This window comes from Streptomyces sp. NPDC050703 (assembly GCF_040654435.1).
Lineage (GTDB): Bacteria > Actinomycetota > Actinomycetes > Streptomycetales > Streptomycetaceae > Streptomyces.
The window spans coordinates 292837-308595 of record NZ_JBFAHX010000004.1; the positions used below are offsets into that span (position 1 = coordinate 292837).

A 15759-nucleotide genomic window follows, 5' to 3' on the forward strand; every position below is an offset into this window, starting at 1 on the left:
CATGCAGGCGCGCCACGAGCGGGACGCTCATGGCGTGGCGGTGCGCTGCTGCTGTCTTCATGGCCAATACGTTAACACTCGTACTTTGAGAACATCAAAGGTCTTGTTTGAGGGAAGCGGAGCTTCCGGTCCCCTGACCGCTCCCGGTCCGCTTCCGCGACCCGGCCCGGACGCACGGGACCCCGGCCCCGGAGCGAGCTGCTCCGGAGCCGGGGTCCCGGTGAAGTGTGTGACGAAGCTTACGAACCCTGCGCCTGCGTCCGCCCGGCCGGCGACTCGGCCTTGGCCCGCGCCAGGTCGTCCGCGTCGTCCTCCTGGGTGCGGTTCGCCTCCAGGTTGGCCTTGGTGCGCTCCACGCGCGCCACCACGTTCTCCGAGGCGCGGTCGCGCTCCTTGCGCAGGACCACGAAGCTGATGGGCGCCGAGATGACGAGCGCGAGCAGCAGCACCCAGAGCAGGTTGGAGTCGCCGAGGCCGCGCGGCAGGATTTCGGCGTAGACGAGGCCCCAGACGACCAGGAAGCAGCCCACGAAGATCCCGAGGCGCATCAGCGTGTAGCGGAGCATGTCAATCCACTCTTCCGTTCCGAAATGGGCCCGAGCTGGACGAGCCCTCCCAGTGAAACACGGGCGGCTCGCCGCCCGGCAAGGGGGGCGGGCCCGAGGACGCGACGCGGAGGGCGCCGGTGACGGACCTCAGACCCGCATGGCCTGCGGCGCCTCGCGCAGCAGCGGGTCGGGGCCCTCGTACTCGCGGATCGCCTCGTAGCGCGTGTTCCGCTCGACCGGGCGGAAGCCGGCCTCGCGGATCAGGTCGAGGAGGTCCTCGCGGGTCAGCTTGTTCGGGGTGCCGAAGTTGTCCGCGTCGTGCGTGATCTTGTACTCGACGACCGAGCCGTCCATGTCGTCGGCGCCGTGCTGGAGGGCGAGCTGCGTGGTCTGCAGGCCGTGCATGACCCAGAAGACCTTGACGTGCGGGACGTTGTCGAAGAGCAGCCGGGAGACCGCGAAGGTCTTCAGGGCCTCGGCACCGGAGGCCATGGTGGTGCGCGCCTGGAGGCGGTTCCTGACCTTGCCGTCCTTCATGTCCACGAAGTCGTGCTGGTAGCGCAGCGGGATGAAGACCTGGAAGCCGCCGGTCTCGTCCTGGAGCTCACGCAGGCGCAGGACGTGGTCGACGCGGTGGCGGCGCTCCTCGATGTGGCCGTACAGCATCGTGCACGGGGTCTTGAGGCCCTTCTCGTGCGCGAGGCGGTGGATGCGGGACCAGTCCTCCCAGTGGGTGCGGTGGTCGACGATGTGCTGCCGCACCTCCCAGTCGAAGATCTCCGCGCCGCCGCCGGTCAGCGACTCCAGGCCGGCCTCGATCAGCTCGTCCAGGATGTCGGAGGCCGACATCCCGGAGATCGTCTCGAAGTGGTGGATCTCGGTGGCCGTGAAGGCCTTCAGGGAGACGTTCGGGAGGGCCTTCTTCAGCTCGCTCAGCGAGCGCGGGTAGTAGCGCCACGGCAGGTTCGGGTGCAGGCCGTTGACGATGTGCAGCTCGGTGAGGTTCTCGCCCTCCATCGCCTTGGCGAGGCGGACGGCCTCCTCGATGCGCATCGTGTACGCGTCCTTCTCGCCCGGCTTGCGCTGGAAGGAGCAGTAGGCGCACGAGGCGGTGCACACGTTGGTCATGTTGAGGTGGCGGTTGACGTTGAAGTGCACGACGTCGCCGTTCTTGCGCGTGCGCACCTCGTGGGCGAGGCCGCCGAGCCAGGCGAGGTCGTCCGACTCGTAGAGGGCGATGCCGTCCTCGCGGGTCAGCCGCTCACCGTCCCGGACCTTCTGCTCAAGATCGCGCTTCAGACCTGCGTCCATGCCCTCGCCCTTACCTCTCCCAGCGACCTACGGCAGACCCGCGTACCACCGACGTACGACCTGCCACAAACTCCGCCAACCGTACGCCCCCGCCCCCGCTCACTCCTCCTCGGGCAGCTCTCCGACCCGGTTCTCCCACTTGGTGGAGAGCACGATCGTGGTCCGCGTGCGGGAGACCCCGCGAGTGCCGCTGAGCCTGCGGATCGTCCTCTCCAGGCCGTCCACGTCACTGGCCCTGACCTTGAGCATGTACGAGTCGTCGCCCGCGATGAACCAGCAGTCCTCGATCTCGTGCAGGTCCTTCAGGCGGCGGGCCACGTCCTCGTGGTCGGCCGCGTCGGAGAGCGAGATGCCGATGAGGGCGATGACGCCGAGGCCGAGGGAGGCGGAGTCGACGGTCGCGCGGTAGCCGGTGATGACACCGGCCGCTTCGAGGCGGTTGATCCGGTCCGTGACGCTGGGCCCGGAGAGGCCGACGAGCCGGCCGAGTTCGGCGTACGAGGCGCGGCCGTTCTCCCGCAGGGCCTGGATGAGCTGCCTGTCGACGGCGTCCATAGGTGCGATGCCTTTCATTATTCAGCGATACCGCGAGTCTATGTGTAGAATCTAAGGCGCAACAGGGCTTACGCCCCGCAAATCTTTCTCGACTTCAGCCGATCAGCAACGATCCTTCAAACGATCACTCAGGAGTGAGACACCCCGTGTACTCGATCGAGATGGCCTACGCCCGTATGCGCGAGCTTCAGGACCTGGCCAACCGCTCGCGTGCGAAGGTTGCGCCGACGCAGAAGACCGCCAGGAAGCCGCGGGGCGCCAAGAAGCGTTAGTCCCGCCGCGGGAGTGCGGCTGAGCACCGACGACAAGTTCGTCGTGGTTGCTCGCGCAGTTCCCCGCGCCCCTTCGGGGGCGCTCATCCCGCACGGGAAGCGCCTCCCAGTTCCCCTTCCCAACGGCGGTACAGGCTGTGCGGCACTCCCGCCGCGTCCAGCGTCCGCCCGGCGACGAAGTCCACCAGGTCCTGGATGTGCGTCGCCCCCGCGTAGAACGCCGGAGAGGCGGGCAGCACGATCGCGCCCGCCTCGTCCAGGCTCACCATGTGCTTCAGCGTCTGTCCGTTCAGCGGCGTCTCGCGTACGCAGACCACGAGCCGCCTGCCCTCCTTGAGCGTCACGCTCGCCGACCGCTGCAGCAGGTCCTTCGAGAGCCCGAGCGCCACCCCGGCCACGCACGCCGTGGACGCCGGCACGATCAGCATCCCCCTGGTCGCGTACGACCCCGACGACGGCCCCGCCGCCAGGTCGCCCGCGGGCCAGTACCGCACGTCGTCCACGGCCACGTCGAACGTGTCCGGCTTGCCGTCGGCCCCCCGCGCGAGCCACTGCCGCAGGTCGTCCCGCCAGTGCGCGTCGCGGAACGAGATGCCCGTCTCGTCGAGCAGCGTCAGGCGCGACGCCCGCGACACGACGAGGTCGACGCTCTCGCCCGCCGCGAGCAGGGCGCGCAGCACGGCCGCCGCGTACGGCGTCCCCGAGGCGCCCGACACCCCCACGATCCAAGGCCTACGCTGCGTATCTCCTGGATTCACGCTGTGAAGCCTATCCGGCGGCCGTTCAGACGGTGAGGCCGCGTACGAGCAGATCGAGCAACGCGCAGACGAACAGGGCGATTCCGATGAAACCGTTCACCTGGAAGAAGGCGCGGTTCAGCCGGGTCAGGTCGTGCGGCCTGACGATCGTGTGCTCGTAGACGAAGGCGCCGGCGACGACCGCGAGGCCGAGCCAGAAGAACACGCCGGCCCCGGTGGACGCCGCGTACCAGACGAGGAGCGCCGTGGTCACCAGGTGGCAGCCGCGGGCGCCCCAGATGGCGGCCGGGACGCCGAAGCGCGCGGGCACCGACTTCACGCCGACCTCGCGGTCGGTCTCCACGTCCTGGCAGGCGTAGATCAGGTCGAAGCCGCCGATCCAGACGCCGACCGCGAGGCCGAGGATCACGGCCTGCCCCGACCACTCGCCGGTGACCGCGATCCAGGCACCCACCGGGCCCATGGCCTGGGCGATGCCGAGGATCGCCTGCGGGAAGTTCGTGAACCGCTTGCCGTAGGGGTAGACGACCATCGGGACCACCGCGACGGGCGCCAGCGCCAGGCAGAGCGGGTTGAGCAGGGCCGCCGCGCCCAGGAACACCACGAGGGCGATCAGGGCGCCGGTCCACGCCGACTTCACGGAGACCGCGCCCGTCACCAGCTCGCGGTGGGCGGTCCTCGGGTTACGGGCGTCGATCTCGCGATCGATGATGCGGTTCGCGGCCATGGCGAACGTACGCAGCCCCACCATGCAGACGGTGACCAGGAGCAGCCGCCCCCAGTGGATGTTCTCGTCGAGCAGGAACATCGCCGTCAGCGAGGCGATGTAGGCGAAGGGCAGCGCGAACACGGAGTGCTCGATCATGACCAGGCGCAGGAACGCCTTGGTGCGCCCCGGCCGCGGGACGGCCGCTGAAGCGGAACTCACAGCCCGTACTCCTTCCAGCGGCGGTCGACCTTCGCCGCCGTCTCCGGGTCGGACTCGACCATCTCCGGCCAGCCCCCGTCCCGTGTGTAGCCCTCCTCGGGCAGCTTGCGGGTGGCGTCGATGCCCGCCTTGCCGCCCCAGAACTGCTGGTAGGACGCGTGGTCGAGGTGGTCGACCGGGCCCTCGACGACGGTGAGGTCGCGGGCGTAGTCGGTGTTGCCGAGGGCGCGCCAGGAGACCTCGTGCAGATCGTGGACGTCGCAGTCCTTGTCGACGACGACGATGAGCTTCGTCAACGACATCATGTGCGCGCCCCAGATGGCGTGCATGACCTTCTGGGCGTGCTTGGGGTACTTCTTGTCGATCGAGACGATCGCGCAGTTGTGGAAGCCGCCCGACTCCGGCAGGTGGTAGTCGACGATGTCCGGGACGATCACCTTGAGGAGCGGGAGGAAGAACCTCTCCGTCGCCCGGCCCAGCGGGCCGTCCTCGGTCGGCGGGCGGCCGACCACGATCGACTGGAGAAGCGGCCGCTTCCGCATCGTCACGCAGTCGATCTTCAGCGCGGGGAACGGCTCCTGCGGCGTGTAGAAGCCGGTGTGGTCGCCGAAGGGTCCCTCGGGCAGCATCTCGCCGGGCTCCAGCCAGCCCTCGATGACGACCTCCGCGTGCGCGGGCACCTGGAGCGGGACCGTCTTGCAGTCGACCATCTCCACGCGCTTGCCCTGGATGAACCCGGCCAGCATGTACTCGTCCATGTCGCCGGGCAGCGGCGCCGTGGACGCGTACGTCACGGCCGGCGGGCAGCCGAAGGCGATGGCGACGGGCAGCTTCTCGCCCCTGCGGGCGGCCACCTGGTAGTGGTTGCGGCTGTCCTTGTGGATCTGCCAGTGCATGCCGATGGTGCGCTTGTCGTGGCGCTGGAGCCGGTACAGACCGAGGTTGCGGACGCCGGTGTCGGGGTCCTTGGTGTGGGTCAGGCCCAGGTTGAAGAAGGAGCCGCCGTCCTCGGGCCAGGTGAAGAGCGCGGGCAGCTTCTCCAGGTCCACGTCGTCGCCGGTCAGGACCACTTCCTGCACGGGCGCGTGGTCCGACTTCACCTTCTTCGGCGGTACGTGCGTCATCGCGCCGAGCTTGCCGAACGCCTCGCGCACCCCGACGAAGCCGTGCGGCAGCTCCGGCTTGAGCAGCCCGCCGATCTTCTCGCTGATCTCGGCGTACGACTTCAGGCCGAGCGCCTTGAGCAGGCGCCGGTCCGTGCCGTACACGTTCATCGCCAGGGGCATCGCCGAGCCCTTGACGTTCTCGAAGAGGAGCGCGGGGCCGCCGGACTTCTGCACCCGGTCGACGATCTCGCCGACCTCCAGGTACGGGTCGACCTCGGCCTTGATGCGCTTGAGGTCGCCCTCGCGCTCCAGCGCCCGGAGCAGGGAGCGAAGATCGTCATAAGCCATGCCCTCCAGTATCCGGCACCGGCTACCCTGGCCCCGTCACCGGGGGCACGCACACGCCTCCCGCCACCACCCTTGGGGGATCGCGCCACCATGCTCAGGTATCTGCCGTTCCTGCTGGTCCTGGCAGTGTGGATCTACGCCTTCATCGATGTCCTGAACACTCCGGAGAAGGAGGTCAGGCACCTGCCGAAGGTGGTGTGGGTCATCATCGTGCTGCTCTTCGGAGAGGTGCTGCTCGGCCCCGTCGCCTGGTTCGTCACCGGCAAGAAGCGGCACGCGCCGGGCGCCTCGGGAGGCGGCAGGACCCGCTGGGTCGCGCCCGACGACAACCCGGAGTTCCTGAAGTCCCTCAGGGACGACGACAAGGCCGACGACCCGGACGAGAACAAGCGGGACAAGGGCGGCGAGGGCTGAGCGACCGCCGGGGATCAGACCCCGGCGTACGAGTGCTTGCCGGTGACGAAGATGTTCACGCCGTAGTAGTTGAACAGCCAGCAGGCGAAGGCGATCAGCGCGAGGTAGGCGGCCTTGCGGCCCTTCCAGCCGGCCGTCGCGCGGGCGTGCAGGTAACCGGCGTAGGCGACCCAGGTGATGAAGGACCAGACCTCCTTGGGGTCCCAGCCCCAGTAGCGGCCCCAGGCGTCGCCCGCCCAGATGGCGCCCGCGATGATCGTGAACGTCCAGAGCGGGAAGATCGCGGCGTTCAGGCGGTACGAGAACTTGTCGAGCGAGGCCGCCGAGGGGAGCCGCTCAAGGACGGACGTGGCGAACTTGCCCGGCTGTCCGCCGTTCTCCAGCTTCGTCTCGTAGCTGTCCCTGAAGAGGTAGAGCAGCGCGCCGACGCCGCCGACGTAGAAGACCGCGCCGCAGAAGATCGCCGTGGAGACGTGAATCCACAGCCAGTACGAGTGCAGGGCGGGGACCAGCTGGTCGCTGGAGGTGTACAGGACGGTGACGGCGAGGCCGAGGTCGAGCAGGACCGTCGTGACCAGCGGCAGGCCGAGCCAGGCGACGTTCTTCTTCAGTGCGAGCAGCACCAGGTACACGCCGACGGCGACCGTGGAGAAGGTGATGCTGAACTCGTACATGTTGCCCCACGGCGCCCGCTGCACCGACAGGGCGCGGGTGAGGACGCCGCCGAACTCCAGGAGGAACGCGAGCACGGTGAGCGACACCGCGATGCGGCCGTACAGGTCGCCCTTCTCGTCGCCCGCCGCCGCGCCGGGGCCGTCCGGCACGTCCCGGGAGCCGGTCACGGACCGCGTGACGACCTTCGGCCGCTCAAGGGTGGCGGTGCCGCCCTTGGCGGTGACGGTCACCTCGGGGGCCTTGACCGCGGTCTTGGCGGGGGTCAGCGCGGCGGCCGTGCGGGCGACCTTGCTGCGGCTGCCGAAGAGCCACTCCGCCATGTGCGCGAAGAAGGCGAGGAGGTAGACGGCCATCGCCGAGTAGATCAGCACGTTGCTGACGCGCGCGAGGTCCTCGTTGGTTTCGGCGGCCAGGGTGGTGGCGAGATTCACTTCTCAGCCCCTTCGGCAGGTACGGCATCGGGGTCGGAGCCGGAGACGGTCTCCGCCTCCGTGGCGTCGTTCGGTTCGGGCGCGCTCGGCGCCTCGTCGTGCAGCCGGGCGGCGAGCCCGGCGAGTTCCTCGGGCAGCTTCGCGGACTCGCTGCGGCCGAGGCCCGCCATCTCCACGAAGGTCACTCCGTCGGCGCCCCGCACCGCGCGCACCCAGACGCGGCGGCGCTGGATGAACAGCGATCCGGCGAGGCCCACGATGGCGGCGACCGCCCCGCCCAGCGCCCACATGGAGCCCGGCTCCTGCGAGATCTGGAAGGTCGCCCACTCCTTGAGGTCCTTCTCGAAGGTGATCGAACCCGCGCCGCCGGGCAGCTTCATGGTCTCGCCGGGCAGCAGCCGCTGCTTGAACAGCTCGCCCTCGGAGTCCTTGAACTTCGTCATCTTCCGGGTGTCGAGCTGGTACACGTTCTGCGGGACACCGGAGTCCACGCCGAGGCTGCCGTGGTACGCGGAGAGCGCGAGCACGGGGAAGTCGGGCGCGGGGAACTGCGAGAACATCTGGCCCTTGCCCTCGCCCGCGAACGTCGGCACGAAGAAGGCGTTGAAGCCGAGCTGCTCCTTCTTGCCGCTCTTGTCCTTGTAGCCGTCGAGGACCTTGATGGCGCCGGTCGCGGTGCCGTTCTGGTCGATGGGCAGCAGCGGCACGGAGTTGCGGTAGACGACATCGCCCTTGCTGTCGCGCACGGTGACCGTGGGGGCGTAGCCGTGGCCGATGAGGTAGACCTTCGAGCCGTCGATCTCCAGCGGCTTGTTGACCTCGATCGACTTCTTCTTCTCGGGTCCGTCGACGCCCTCGGAGTACGTGACGTTCGCCCGGTAGGTGCGGGGCGTGCCGCGGTTGGGGCCCGACTTCTCGTACGTGCCCTCGAAGTCGTCGAGCGTGAAGCTGAACGGTGCCAGCTCCCCGGTGTCGAAGAGGCTGCCGGACTTGAAGTCGTCGTACTGGCTGAGGGTGTTCGAGAAGCCGTCGCCCTCGGTGATCAGCTTGCCGCCCTCGGACTTGAACAGCTGCCCGGCGGCGAACGCGATCAGCATCACGATCAGCGCGATGTGGAACATCAGGTTCCCGGCCTCGCGCAGATAGCCCTTCTCGGCGGCGACGGAGCCGGCGCCCCCGGCACCCCCGGCGGTGTGCGCGCGGAAGCGGCGCTGCCTGAGCAGCGCGAGCGCGGCCTCGTGCACCTGCTCGGGCTCCGCCTCGGTGCGCCACGCCGTGTACGCGGGCAGCCGCGTCAGCTTCTTCGGGGCCCCCGGCGGACGGCCGCGGAGCTGGCCCACGAACTGCCAGGTGCGGGGCACGATGCAGCCGATGAGGGAGACGAAGAGCAGGATGTAGATCGCGGAGAACCACACCGAGCTGTAGACGTCGAAGAGCTGGAGCTTGTCGTAGATCGGCCCGAGCGTGGTGTGCCGGTCCATGAAGTCCTGGACCTTGAGCTCGTCCACGCCGTTCTGCGGGATCAGCGAGCCCGGGATGGCGCCCAGCGAGAGCAGCAGGAGCAGGAGCAGCGCGACCCGCATCGAGGTGAGCTGCCGCCAGAACCAGCGGAACCAGCCGATGACGCCGAGGGAGGGCAGGTTCGGCGCGTCCTCCCTGGGCGCGGTCGAGAGCTGGGCGCCCGCCGCGTCGAGCCCGCTCCGCTCTTCGGGGGCTTCGGTCTTGCTCATGGATCAGATCCCCACCGAGTAGCTGTTCGACCAGACCTGCATCTGCTGCACGACGCTGTCCCACACGCCGGTGACGAGCAGCAGGCCCGTCGCGATCATCATGATGCCGCCGACGCGCATCACCCACGCATAATGCCGCTTGACCCACGCGAAGGCGCCGAGCGCCTTGCGGAAGGCGACGGCCGCGAGGATGAACGGGATGCCGAGCCCGAGGGAGTACGCGACCCCGAGGATCGCACCGCGCTGCGCGTTGCCCCCGTCTGCGGCGAGGAGGAGCACCGAGGAGAGCGTCGGGCCGATGCACGGCGTCCAGCCGACGGCGAAGAGCGCGCCCACCACCGGCGCGCCGATCAGCCCCACCGCGGGCCGCTTGTGGAAGCGGAACTCGCGCTGGGTCAGCCAGGGCATGAGCCCCATGAAGAAGAGCCCGAGCACGATCATCACCACGCCGAGCACGGTGTTGATCGTGCTCTGGTGCTCCTTGAGGGTGCGTCCGAGCGCCCCGAAGAAGACGGTGGCGGAGACGAAGACGACGGTGAAGCCGAGCACGAAGAGCCCGGCACCGGCCGCCATCCGGCCGCGCCGCGCCTCACCGAGGTCCTGGCCGCCGACCCCGGTGACGTACGACAGGTAGCCGGGGACGAGCGGCAGGACGCAGGGTGAGAAGAAGGAGACGAGACCGCCGAGCACGGCGACCGGGATCGCGAGGAGCAGGGCCCCGCTCATGACGGTCTGGTTGGGTCCCGTGATGGCCGCGAGGGTCGACATCACTTCTCCGCGAGCATGGGGTCGATCATCTTCCGCAGCTTCTCCTCGTTCAGCGGCTGCTGCGAGCGCGCCGCGATCTCGCCGTCACGGTCGACGACGATCGTCGAGGGGATGAAGTTCGGGTTCATCGTGCCCTTGGGGAAGCGCAGCATCAGCTTGCCCGTCGGGTCGTACAGGCTCGGGTACTCGACCTTGTGCGCCTTCTCGAACGCGAGGGCCGGGCCGCGCTCGGGGTCCCGGGTGTTGATGCCGACGAACTCGACGCCCTCGGACTTCGTCTCGGCGGCCACCTTCACGAAGTTCGGCGCCTCGGCCCGGCACGGCGCGCACCAGGAGCCCCAGACGTTGAGGACGAGGATCTTGCCCTTGTACGCCTTGGCGAGGTCCAGGTGCTCGCCCTCAAGGGTCTCGCCGTCGAGTGCGGGCAGCGGCTTGCGGTCCGCCTTGGCGGCGGTCGCGATGCCGTCCGAGCCCGCGACGAAGTTCGTGTTGCCGCCGCCGCCCGACGTGCCGCCCGATCCGCAGGCCGACAGGGTCAGTGCGGCGACCGCGGCGCCGGCGGCCAGCAGGGCGGCACGGCCGCTGCGGCCACCGGCGCGGCGGCTACGGCTGTGGTTCGTGCTGTGGGGGGCGCGGCGGGCGGCACTCATGTGAAAAGTTTCGCATGTCTGTTTCGGGGATCTTCCGCACCCCCCGCGGTCGCGGAAAGTCCCATCTCAGAACGGGTCGCCGAGTGCCCGTCAGGACGGATCGCCGGGAGCCCGTCAGGAGGTCTTGCCGAGCGCCTTCCAGCCACCCGCCGGCGCCTGGCCGACCTCAAGGCCCTGGAGCTGCTGGAGCACCTTCGGGTCCTGCACGTCGAGCCAGTCGCAGAACTGCCGGAAGGAGACGAGACGCACGTCCTTCTTGCCCGCGATGTGCTTCAGGGCCTCCTCGACGGCGTCCATGTAGATGCCGCCGTTCCACTCCTCGAAGTGGTTGCCTATGAAGAACGGGGCGCGGTTGGACTCGTAGGCGCGCTCGAAGCCGGCTATGTAGGCGTCGGTGGCCTGCTTGCGCCAGCCCGGGTAGTTGGCCGGCGGCGCCTTCGTGGAGTTCTTCGACTGGTTGGCGAGGATGTTGTAGTCCATCGACAGTACCTCGAAGGAGTGCCCGGGGAAGGGCACGCCCTGCAACGGCAGGTCCCAGACGCCCATCTTCTTCCGCGGCCACTTCTGGCGTCCGCCGGGCGAGGACGCGTCGTAGCGCCAGCCGAGCTTCTTCGCGGTCGGCAGCAGGTTGTCCTGGCCGAGCAGGCACGGCGTGCGGCCGCCGACGAGTTCCTTGTCGTAGTCGAAGGGCAGCGGCGGCAGATCGGTCCAGCCGGTGTTCGTGCGCCACTTCTTCACGAACGACTTGGCCTGGTCTATCTCGTCCTGCCATTGCGCGGGCGTCCAGTTGGCGACCGTTCCCGTGCCCGAGCAGAAGTGCCCGTTGAAGTGCGTGCCGATTTCATGGCCTTCGAGCCACGCCTGGCGTACGTACTTCAGCGTCTCCTTGATGTGACCGTCGGTGAGATATCCGATGTCGGAGGCGCCGACCGAGTTGTTCGGCGGCCGGTACATGCGCTTCTTCGATTCCGGGAGCAGATAAAGCCCGGAGAGGAAAAACGTCATGTGCGCGTTGTGGTCCTCGGCGAGCTTCAGAAAGCGCGGGAACAGCCCGTTGCCGACCTCGCCCGCGCCGTCCCAGGAGAAGATGACGAACTGCGGGGGCGTCTCGCCCGGCTCCAGCGGCACCGGCTTGCCGGGCTGGTGGGGCTGGGGGCCCGTGTACGCGGTGGAACCGTCGCCGAGCGGCTTCACCGGGTGCTTTCCGGCGCCGGACGACCCGTCCTTGGCCTTGTCCGCGGGCCCCGAGGAGTCGCCACCGGCCCCGGAGCCGCATGCCGCGAGCCCGAGAGCGGCGGCTGCGCCCGCTCCGAGTCCGAGCATTCCCCTGCGGCTGATGTCGAGCATTCCATCCCCATTCGTCGCGCCCGTGGCCCCGTCCGCTGTATGTGCCATGCAGACGGTTGACCAGTTAGAGGGCACGACGAAGTGCGGGGTTCCAGCACGTCGCCGTAATTTGAGGAGTTTTACCCGCAGAGCCCCTTCAAGGGGCCGGGAACAGACATACAGTTGCCGCGCGATCACGTGAAGTGAATGAGAACGCGGCGGCCCCCGGGAGGAAACCGCACGGCCTCCCGGGGGAAAGGAGGTCAGGCCCCGAAGGCCTTACCGGCCGCCTTGTCCCCGCCCTTCACCGGCTTCGCGCCGGCGAGGAGATGCGCGGGAACGAGATCGCGGGCGGGCTCCGAATAACCCACCGAGACGATGCGGTCACCGCGGTAGGTGAACGTCGTCAGGGACGCGAGCGTGCACTGCCGCTTGCGCGGGTCGTGCCACAGCCGCCGCTTCTCCACGAAGCTGCGCACGATCCAGATCGGCAGCTGGTGGCTGACGCAGACCGCCTCGTGCCCGCGCGCGGCGTCCTTCGCCGCGTCCAGGGCGCCCATCATCCGGACGACCTGCTCGACGTACGGTTCGCCCCAGGAGGGCTTGAAGGGGTTGAGGAGGTGCTTCCAGTTCTCCGGGTTCTTCAGGGCGCCGTCGCCGACCCCGAAGGTCTTGCCCTCGAAGACGTTGGCCGCCTCGATGAGCCTGCCGTCCGTCGCCAGGTCGAGGCCGTGCGCCTTGGCGATCGGCGTGGCCGTCTCCTGGGCGCGGTCCAGCGGCGAGGCGACGACGTGCGTGACGTCGCGCTGGGCGAGGTGCTCGGCGACCCGGTCGGCCATCCGCCGGCCGAGGTCAGAGAGGTGGTAGTCGGGCAGGCGTCCGTACAGGATGCCGTCCGGGTTGTTCACCTCTCCGTGGCGCATCAGATGGACGACGGTCAGCTCGTCACCCGCTGCCGTGCCGCTCATGCGGAGACCTCCGTGGCTTCCGCAGCTGCGCGCGCGGCGGCGGGCAGGGCGGCGGCGATCCGCTCGACCGCGCGCTCGTCGTGGGCGGTGGAGACGAACCAGGACTCGAAGGCCGAGGGCGGCAGGTAGACGCCCTGCGACAGCATCGAGTGGAAGAAGGCGGTGAAGCGGAACGACTCCTGCGCCTTCGCGTCGTCGTAGTTCCGCACGGGCTCGCCGGTGAAGAAGACCGAGAACATGTTGGACGCGTTCTGCACCGTGTGCGCGACGCCCTCCTTGCCCAGCGCCGCGCTCACCAGGCCCCGCAGCTCGGCCGAGACCGCGTTCACCTTCTCGTACGCCGCGTCGTCCAGGAGGCGCAGCTGCGCGAGGCCCGCGGCCGTCGCGACCGGGTTGCCGGAGAGCGTGCCCGCCTGGTAGACCGGGCCCGCCGGGGCGAGGTGCGCCATCACGTCGGCACGGCCGCCGAAGGCCGCGGCGGGGAAGCCGCCGCCCATGACCTTGCCGAAGGTCATCAGGTCGGGCCGGACGCCGTCTACGCCGAACCAGCCCGCCCTCGACGTACGGAAGCCGGTCATCACCTCGTCGGAGATGTACAGCGCGCCGTTCTCCCGGCACAGGTCGGCGAGGCCCTGGTTGAAGCCGTCGGCCGGCGGCACGACGCCCATGTTGCCCGGCGACGCCTCGGTGATGACGCAGGCGACCTGCCCGGCGTGTGCGGCGAAGGCGGCGCGCACGGCCTCCAGGTCGTTGTACGGGACGACGATCGTGTCGCCCGCCTGGGCACCGGTGACGCCGGGCGTGTCGGGCAGGCCGAGGGTCGCCACGCCCGAACCGGCGGAGGCGAGCAGGGCGTCGACGTGCCCGTGGTAGCACCCGGCGAACTTGATCACCTTGGCGCGCCCCGTGAAGCCGCGCGCGAGGCGGATGGCGGACATGGTGGCCTCGGTGCCGCTGGAGACCAGCCGCACCTGCTCGACGGGCTCGACGCGGGCCACGATCTCCTCGGCGAGCGCGACCTCGCCCTCGCCGGGCGTGCCGAAGGAGGTGCCGCGCGCGACGGCCTCCTGGACCGCGGCGATGACCTCGGGGTGCGAGTGGCCGAGGATCATCGGCCCCCAGGAGCACACGAGGTCGACGTACTCGCGGCCGTCCGCGTCAGTCAGGTACGGACCGGTACCGGACACCATGAAACGGGGCGTACCGCCCACAGCGCGGAACGCGCGCACGGGAGAGTTCACACCGCCGGGCGTCACGGCCGCCGCACGGTCGAAAAGAGTCTGCGAAACTGGGGCGTTATACGAGAAGCTCACACGAGCCATGGTGTCAGAGGGTTCGGGCTTCCTGCGGACAGGTGTTTCACTCCACGTTTTAGCGGGTGAACGTGGGGGAGGTCACTGACACGATGATCGGGTTGCGTGGCGGGGGCCGCGAGGCCTAGAAAAGACAGGGCCGTGCCGCCCTGGCAAAGCAGTCGGGTGGAGATATGCATCGCGGTGGCGGACTGGGCGAGGGGACCGAAGGCCTGGGCCCCCGGCGTGCCCGGCGTGGCAAGCACCGACGCGACGCGGAAGCACAGCCCGCGCAGGCGTCCGAGCAGGTGCGGGACGCCTCCGGCGAGTCCCGGCGGGACCGGACCAGCAGCAGGAGTGGCGGGGTGGGGGTGACGTACAAGTACTTCGGCGCCCCCGACGGCGCGACGGCCGCCCGCGTGCCCATCTCGATGCGGCCCGAGGAGCTGGGCGGGGACGAGCTCGGCATGGGCGGCATGTTCACGAAGATCAAGCCGGAGACGATGGCCGCGATGGTCCTGACCGGCATCGAGGGCATACCCCTGCACAGGGTCCCCCCGCTGGAGCTGGTCGTCCTCCACCCCGACTACGCGGTGGTGAAGCTCCCGATGACCGTCGTCGACCCGCTGCGCGGTGTCGGCGAGGAGTCGGTGGGCGCCGCCGCCTTCATCTGGTCCACGGTCCCCGACCGCGGCGGCCCCCGCGACGCCTTCAACGTCTACCAGCTCCTCCACGAGTGGCAGGACTTCAGCCACCGCCTGCACGACGCGGGGCACCAGGCGTACTGCCTGGTGTGGCCCTGAGCGCCAGGGCCACACGGGGAGCCGGGAGCGCCCGGGCCGCGCCGGGAGCCGCGCCCGCTACGGCTGCCGCTGCCCGAGCGCCGCGAGCTGTTCCGCGAACGGCACGACCGGCTCCGGTGCCGGGCGGTCGGGCCGCGGGGCGGGCCGCATGAGGCGCGCCAGTTCCGCGCCCGCCCGGTCGATCCGGCCGGCGAGGCCCTCCGCCCCCCAGTCCTCGGACGCCGCGTAGACCCCGGTGGGGACGACGACGGCCCGCAGGTGGGCGAAGAGCGGGCGCAGCGCGTGGTCGAGGACCAGGGAGTGCCTGGCCGAGCCGCCGGTGGCGGCGACCAGGACCGGCTTGCCGGTGAGGGCGTCCTTGTCGGTGCCGCTGACGGCGTCGAAGAAGGACTTGAACAGGCCGCTGTAGGTGGCGGAGAAGACGGGCGTGACGGCGATCAGGCCGTCCGCGTCGCGCACCGCCTCGATCGCGGCGCCCAGGGCGGGCCCGGGGAAGCCGGTGGTGAGGCTGTGCGCGATCTCCACGGCGAGGTCGCGCACCTCGACGACCTCGGTCTCCACCTCGGCGTGCTGTCCGGTGGCCGCGGCGAGGCGGTCGGCGAGCAGGCGGGTGGAGGAGGGGAGGCTCAGTCCGGCCGATACGACGAGGAGTTTCATGCCGTGGCTTCCTTCCGGGGCTGGTGGTTGGTGAGGGCGGCGCGGGCGACGCGGGCGGTGTGGGTGGGGGCGTCGGGGACGTCGGCCGGGCGGTTCTTGGCGAACTCCTCGCGCAGGACGGGGACGACCTGTTCGCCGAGGATGTCGAGCTGTTCCAGGACGGTCTTCAGGGGCAGGCCGGCGTGGTCCATGAGGAACAGCTGGCGCTGGTAGTCGCCC

17 protein-coding genes and 1 pseudogene are annotated in these 15759 nt (G+C 69.7%); 3 read left to right on the top strand and 15 right to left on the bottom strand.

The window, feature by feature from the left end; translation table 11 throughout:
- Positions 1–239 precede the first annotated feature (239 nt).
- The 3 genes from AB0I16_RS06155 to AB0I16_RS06165 all read right to left on the bottom strand — a co-directional run bounded on the left by AB0I16_RS06155 (position 240) and on the right by AB0I16_RS06165 (position 2414).
- A complete protein-coding gene (locus AB0I16_RS06155) occupies positions 240–566 on the bottom strand; it encodes a DUF4229 domain-containing protein (RefSeq protein ID WP_363248099.1) in 327 nt (108 codons plus the stop codon).
- Between the two features lie 129 nt (positions 567–695).
- A complete protein-coding gene (gene mqnE / locus AB0I16_RS06160) occupies positions 696–1859 on the bottom strand; it encodes an aminofutalosine synthase MqnE (protein WP_363248100.1) in 1164 nt (387 codons plus the stop codon).
- 99 nt (positions 1860–1958) lie between these two features.
- Complete coding sequence (locus AB0I16_RS06165) at positions 1959–2414, bottom strand: Lrp/AsnC family transcriptional regulator (protein WP_363248101.1); 456 nt, start codon at positions 2412–2414, stop codon at positions 1959–1961.
- Positions 2415–2560: 146 nt separating this feature from the next.
- Here AB0I16_RS06165 and AB0I16_RS06170 point away from each other — a divergent pair, with 146 nt between their 5' ends.
- Entirely contained in the window at positions 2561–2686 is a 126-nt protein-coding gene (locus AB0I16_RS06170; RefSeq protein WP_363248135.1) for a hypothetical protein, read from the top strand.
- Positions 2687–2769: 83 nt separating this feature from the next.
- Here the strand turns inward: AB0I16_RS06170 and AB0I16_RS06175 are convergent, their stop codons facing one another.
- The 3 genes from AB0I16_RS06175 to AB0I16_RS06185 are packed head-to-tail and all read right to left on the bottom strand — an operon-like array spanning position 2770 to position 5826.
- The gene (locus AB0I16_RS06175) at positions 2770–3444 is read right to left on the bottom strand and encodes a UbiX family flavin prenyltransferase (RefSeq protein WP_363248102.1); all 675 of its coding nucleotides are present in this window, start codon (positions 3442–3444) and stop codon (positions 2770–2772) included.
- 25 nt (positions 3445–3469) lie between these two features.
- Positions 3470–4372 carry a menaquinone biosynthesis prenyltransferase MqnP gene (gene mqnP / locus AB0I16_RS06180; protein WP_363248103.1) on the bottom strand — a complete coding sequence of 301 codons (903 nt, stop codon included), beginning with the start codon at positions 4370–4372 and terminating at the stop codon, positions 3470–3472.
- Positions 4369–5826: a menaquinone biosynthesis decarboxylase gene (locus AB0I16_RS06185; protein ID WP_363248104.1), complete on the bottom strand. Its 1458-nt coding sequence runs from the start codon at positions 5824–5826 to the stop codon at positions 4369–4371. The genes mqnP and AB0I16_RS06185 overlap by 4 nt, the downstream gene beginning before the upstream one ends.
- A 90-nt stretch (positions 5827–5916) precedes the next feature.
- Here AB0I16_RS06185 and AB0I16_RS06190 point away from each other — a divergent pair, with 90 nt between their 5' ends.
- Positions 5917–6240: a PLDc N-terminal domain-containing protein gene (locus AB0I16_RS06190; protein ID WP_363248105.1), complete on the top strand. Its 324-nt coding sequence runs from the start codon at positions 5917–5919 to the stop codon at positions 6238–6240.
- A gap of 14 nt (positions 6241–6254) precedes the next feature.
- Here AB0I16_RS06190 and ccsB read toward each other — a convergent pair whose 3' ends face one another.
- The 7 genes from ccsB to hemL form a co-directional block, all read right to left on the bottom strand.
- Positions 6255–7346, bottom strand: a complete 1092-nt coding sequence (ccsB, locus tag AB0I16_RS06195) for a c-type cytochrome biogenesis protein CcsB (RefSeq protein WP_363248106.1) — start codon at positions 7344–7346, stop codon at positions 6255–6257.
- Positions 7343–9076 (bottom strand): cytochrome c biogenesis protein ResB, encoded by a 1734-nt coding sequence (locus AB0I16_RS06200; protein ID WP_363248107.1) that lies wholly within the window; start codon positions 9074–9076, stop codon positions 7343–7345. Before AB0I16_RS06200 ends, ccsB begins: the two co-directional genes overlap by 4 nt.
- Before the next feature lie 3 nt (positions 9077–9079).
- Positions 9080–9844: a cytochrome c biogenesis protein CcdA gene (locus tag AB0I16_RS06205; RefSeq protein ID WP_363248108.1), complete on the bottom strand. Its 765-nt coding sequence runs from the start codon at positions 9842–9844 to the stop codon at positions 9080–9082.
- A complete protein-coding gene (locus tag AB0I16_RS06210; protein WP_363248109.1) occupies positions 9844–10494 on the bottom strand; it encodes a TlpA disulfide reductase family protein in 651 nt (216 codons plus the stop codon). Before AB0I16_RS06210 ends, AB0I16_RS06205 begins: the two co-directional genes overlap by 1 nt.
- A 114-nt stretch (positions 10495–10608) precedes the next feature.
- Complete coding sequence (locus AB0I16_RS06215) at positions 10609–11841, bottom strand: hypothetical protein (protein ID WP_363248110.1); 1233 nt, start codon at positions 11839–11841, stop codon at positions 10609–10611.
- A 242-nt stretch (positions 11842–12083) separates the two neighbouring features.
- A complete protein-coding gene (locus AB0I16_RS06220; RefSeq protein WP_363248111.1) occupies positions 12084–12788 on the bottom strand; it encodes a histidine phosphatase family protein in 705 nt (234 codons plus the stop codon).
- The gene (gene hemL / locus AB0I16_RS06225) at positions 12785–14110 is read right to left on the bottom strand and encodes a glutamate-1-semialdehyde 2,1-aminomutase (protein ID WP_363248112.1); all 1326 of its coding nucleotides are present in this window, start codon (positions 14108–14110) and stop codon (positions 12785–12787) included. The genes AB0I16_RS06220 and hemL overlap by 4 nt, the downstream gene beginning before the upstream one ends.
- A 164-nt stretch (positions 14111–14274) precedes the next feature.
- Here hemL and AB0I16_RS06230 point away from each other — a divergent pair, with 164 nt between their 5' ends.
- A complete protein-coding gene (locus AB0I16_RS06230; RefSeq protein WP_079107311.1) occupies positions 14275–14883 on the top strand; it encodes a hypothetical protein in 609 nt (202 codons plus the stop codon).
- A gap of 57 nt (positions 14884–14940) precedes the next feature.
- Here the strand turns inward: AB0I16_RS06230 and AB0I16_RS06235 are convergent, their stop codons facing one another.
- Both AB0I16_RS06235 and AB0I16_RS06240 read right to left on the bottom strand, forming a co-directional pair.
- Positions 14941–15540 (bottom strand): CE1759 family FMN reductase, encoded by a 600-nt coding sequence (locus AB0I16_RS06235; RefSeq protein ID WP_363248113.1) that lies wholly within the window; start codon positions 15538–15540, stop codon positions 14941–14943.
- Positions 15537–15759 (bottom strand): annotated as a pseudogene (locus tag AB0I16_RS06240) (5,10-methylene tetrahydromethanopterin reductase); the annotation flags it as partial. The pseudogene AB0I16_RS06240 and the gene AB0I16_RS06235, both read right to left, overlap by 4 nt.